This is a genomic window from Desulfobacter sp. (genome assembly GCF_050177295.1).
Window position 1 is genome coordinate 2,459 of sequence record NZ_JBFXHE010000281.1, and the last position, 3,485, is coordinate 5,943.

The 3,485-nt window shown below is 50.7% G+C and carries 4 protein-coding genes; 1 reads left to right on the top strand and 3 read right to left on the bottom strand.

Annotated features, from left to right (window positions below):
• Window positions 1–737 (top strand): heterodisulfide reductase-related iron-sulfur binding cluster (locus tag AB7U36_RS16800; protein ID WP_428160851.1); only part of this gene is annotated, 737 nt, incomplete at its 5' end.
• A 91-nt stretch (window positions 738–828) separates the two neighbouring features.
• Here the strand turns inward: AB7U36_RS16800 and AB7U36_RS16805 are convergent.
• From AB7U36_RS16805 to AB7U36_RS16815, 3 genes are all read right to left on the bottom strand, one after another.
• The gene (locus tag AB7U36_RS16805; protein ID WP_428160852.1) at window positions 829–1,368 is read right to left on the bottom strand and encodes a gamma carbonic anhydrase family protein; all 540 of its coding nucleotides are present in this window, start codon (window positions 1,366–1,368) and stop codon (window positions 829–831) included.
• Between the two features lie 15 nt (window positions 1,369–1,383).
• On the bottom strand, window positions 1,384–2,805 hold the full coding sequence (locus AB7U36_RS16810; RefSeq protein WP_428160853.1) for a glycine--tRNA ligase: 1,422 nt from the start codon (window positions 2,803–2,805) through the stop codon (window positions 1,384–1,386).
• A 169-nt stretch (window positions 2,806–2,974) separates the two neighbouring features.
• A partial coding sequence (locus AB7U36_RS16815) for a lyase family protein (protein ID WP_428160854.1) occupies window positions 2,975–3,485 on the bottom strand: 511 nt, incomplete at its 5' end.

Below are 3,485 nucleotides of genomic sequence, written 5' to 3' on the forward strand. Positions count from 1 at the left end.
CCGAAGAACTTGACTTTGGATGTTGCGGATACCCTGTTAAGGAAAAAAATCTGGATGCCTTTCTTTTGCTGGCCATACGGAACCTGGCCATGGCCCAGGCCCATAACCTGCCTGTATTGACCCTGTGCAAATGCTGTTTCGGTGCCCTTAAACAGGCAGAATATTATTTTAAAAATGATCCCGACAAACAAGTCATGATCAACAGTATACTGAAAAAGGAAGGGCTGTACTATGACGGGGGCGTCAAAATCCATCACATGCTGACCCTCCTGGACCGGGAAATCGATAAAGATCTTCTCCGGCAGTGCATCACCCATCCCCTTGCCGGGGTAAAAGTCGCCCCAAGCTACGGCTGTCATGCGCTGCGCCCCTCAACCATCACCGGGTTTGATGACCGCCCCAATGCACCGGCGATATTTGAACGGATTATCACACTGACCGGGGCAGATCCCGTAAACTGGTCCAGACGCCTGGAATGCTGCGGCAATCCCCTGTTGGAGAAAAACAGCAGCCTGGCACAGACTTTTATTCTGGAAAAATATAAAACAGCGGAACAGGAAGGCGCGGATATCATCTGCACGGCATGCAATTATTGCCACATGCAGTTTGAACACGGCCGGGACCTTATCCTGAAATCAGGATCACCCCCCCCCATCCCCGCCATGCTCATTACCCAATTGCTGGGCCGGGCCATGGGGCTTGAAAAGGACCGGGCAGGGGTCGAAACAGCCGCCTGAAACAGAAGGACATGAAGATCATATATCTACGAAGACGAGTTGTAGTTGTAGGGTGGGCAAACGCGCAGCGATGCCCACCATATCCTCCAACTTATTTTTTGATCTCATAAAACAGATCGTTGGAACGATATTCCCTTGCATGTTCCACATAGCCATCAGAGGCTCTTTTCAGCATCCGATCAATCTCTTCCCGGTTCTCGTAAACTTTTTTGACCTTGCCCGGCGACCCTGTAACCAGTGAATAGGGTGGAATTATAGTTCTTTCCAGAACAAGGGTACCGGCCGCGATGACGCAGCCTTCCCCGATGACGCTTTTGTTCAGGAGAACAGCACCCATGCCGATCAGGCAGCCGTCCCCAATGGTGGTGCCGTGAACACAGCAGTTATGGCCGATGGTAACGCCGTTGCCGATGATCAAAGGGATGTCTTTGGCCACATGGCCCGTGCAAAGATCCTGAATATTTGTGCGTTCACCAATGCGGATTCCGGCGACATCTCCCCGGATAACCGTTTGAAACCACACCGAAGAATCCCGGCCGATTTGCACATCACCTATAATTTGGGCACTAGGTGCGATAAAAACGGAGTCGTGGATATCCGGCACAATATTGTTGTATGAATACAAAGGCATAAAATCAGGCTTTCGTTAATATGTAAATTTTTCCCGGAAAAAGGGAACCAGTTCATCTATTTTCATGCGCTGCTGATCCATGGAATCCCGCTCCCGGATGGTGACGGCATTGTCGTCAAGGGACTCATAATCAAAGGTGACGCAATAGGGCGTGCCGGCCTCGTCCTGGCGGCGGTAGCGCTTGCCGATGCTGCCCTGGACGTCAAAATCCATGTTCAGCCCCAGTTGCCGTACCAGGGTGTGAAAAACATTTTTAGCATTGTCGGCAATTTTTTTAGCCAGGGGCATCACTGCAATTTTCACCGGGGCCAGCTGGTTGTGAAGATGCAGCACCACCCGGGTATCATCCTCATTAATCTCTTCTTCTTCATAGGCGTCGCACAAAAAGACCAGAGCGGAGCGCTGAACCCCAAGGGAGGGTTCAATAACAAAGGGGATGTACTTTTCCTTGGAAGCCTCGTCAAAATACTGCAGATCCTTGGAGGAGTGCGCCATATGCTGGCTTAAGTCATAGTTGGTCCGGGAGGCGATGCCGCACAGTTCCCCCCAGCCAAAGGAATACCGGTATTCAATATCGGAGGTGGCATTGGAGTAATGGGACAATTCCGCCTTGTCGTGGTCGCGGAATCTAAGATTGTCCGGGGTAACGCCCAGGCCCAGGTACCAGTCCATGCAGAATTTTTTCCAGAAGTCATGGTACTCAAGATCAGTACCGGGTTTACAAAAATATTCAATTTCCATCTGTTCAAACTCCCGGGTCCTGAATACAAAGTTGCCCGGGGTAATTTCGTTCCTGAATGCCTTTCCGATCTGGGCAATCCCAAAGGGAATCTTTTTGCGTGAGGTGGTCTGGACATTTTTAAAATTGACAAAAATACCCTGGGCGGTTTCAGGACGCAGATAAATGTCCTTTCCCTCGCCTTCAACCACACCCTGCTGGGTTTTAAACATCAGGTTAAATGCCTTGGGCAGGGTCCAGTCAAGGCTGCCGCACTGGGGACAGGTGATGTTCTTGGCATTAATAAAATCCAGCATATCCTGGGGCGGGGTCTTTTCCCCGGCCCAGTTGGCGGGCTGTTCACCAGACCCGTTGTCCTGCTGCCAGTTTTCCACAAGCTTGTCAGCCCGCTCCCGGGATTTACATTTTTTGCAGTCCATCAGCGGATCGGAAAAACTGCCCACATGGCCGGAGGCTTCCCAGGTGGTCGGATTCATGAGGATGGCGGCGTCCAGGCCCACCATATCAATGCGCTCGGTGACAAATTTTTTCCACCAGGCCTCTTTCAGATTTTTAAGCAGTTCCACTCCCAAAGGACCGAAATCCCAGGCATTGGCAAGTCCGCCGTAAATTTCAGATCCCGGATATACAAATCCCCTGCGTTTACAAAGTCCAACGACTTTGTCCATCAATGTTGTTTCTTTTTTTGGTTTAGCCATTTTCCACTCCATGTTCCAAAACCGCCCGGATGGTGTCCAGGGCCAGCCCGTTGTAATTTATCAATATTACTAATTATAATGATACCCATGATATTCTGGAATTTTCACTTCTAAAAAGAGGTTGAATATACATGATTTTTATATTTTGCTGAACTGTTTTTTTTTAAAGTTACTTGCGTCCCAGAATCATGATTTCGGGGTTGACCCATTCATCAAATTGCCCGGGCTGAACCAGGCCCAGTTCTGCGGCAGCCTCTTTTAACGTCATGCCGTCCTGGAGCGCTTTTTTGGCGATTTGGGCCGCATTGTCATATCCGATGTGTGGTGCCAGTGCTGTGACCAGCATCAGGGAGTTTTTCAGGTGGCGTTCAATCACCGGGATGTTTGGGGCAATCCCGGCCAGGCAATGGGATGTGAACGAGGAGATGGTGCCGGCCAGAAGGGTAACGGATTGGAGCAGGTTATGGATGATAACCGGTTTAAATACATTTAGTTCAAAGTTTCCCTGGCTGGCGGCAAAGCCGATGGCCGCATCGTTTCCCATGACCTGGCAGGCCACCATGGTGGCGGCTTCTGCCTGGGTGGGATTTATTTTTCCGGGCATGATGGAGCTGCCCGGCTCATTGGCCGGGATATTCAGTTCTCCGATGCCGCACCTGGGACCGCTGGCAAGCCACCGG

Excerpts from the sequence above, each read along its gene's own strand:
- AB7U36_RS16805 (WP_428160852.1), bottom strand. The coding sequence starts at position 1,368 with ATGCCTTTGTATTCATACAACAATATTGTGCCGGATATCCACGACTCC.
- AB7U36_RS16810 (WP_428160853.1), bottom strand. The coding sequence starts at position 2,805 with ATGGCTAAACCAAAAAAAGAAACAACATTGATGGACAAAGTCGTTGGA.